Source organism: Algoriphagus aestuariicola (genome assembly GCF_017254835.1).
GTDB classification, from domain to species: Bacteria; Bacteroidota; Bacteroidia; order Cytophagales; family Cyclobacteriaceae; genus Algoriphagus; species Algoriphagus aestuariicola.
Genome location: NZ_JAFKCW010000032.1, coordinates 1 through 370, shown reverse-complemented (window position 1 = coordinate 370; position 370 = coordinate 1). Strand labels below are relative to the sequence as shown.

Annotated in this window: 1 protein-coding gene; it reads right to left on the bottom strand. The window is 62.2% G+C overall.

The genetic code is table 11. From position 1 onward, the window contains the following. The coding region (locus tag J0A67_RS23550; RefSeq protein ID WP_206571670.1) for a PCRF domain-containing protein at window positions 1-370 on the bottom strand (370 nt) is incomplete at both ends.

Genomic DNA, 370 nt, shown 5'->3' with positions numbered 1-370 from the left:
ACTTCCGGGTAGATGAACACCGAACTGAACGAGGTGTGGCGACGGCCGCCGGAGTCGAACGGGCTCTTGCGCACCAGGCGGTGAACGCCGGTTTCAGTGCGCAACCAGCCGAACGCGTAGTCGCCGATGATCTTGATGGTGGCCGATTTCAGGCCCGCAACGTCGCCGTCGGACTCTTCGATCACTTCGGTCTTGAAGCCCTTGGCTTCGGCCCAGCGCAGGTACATGCGCAGCAGCATGCTGGCCCAGTCTTGCGCTTCGGTGCCGCCGGAGCCGGCCTGAATGTCCAGATAGCAGTCGGCGCTGTCGTATTCGCCAGAGAACATGCGGCGGAATTCCAGCTGCTCGAGCTTGGCGATCAGTTGATCGA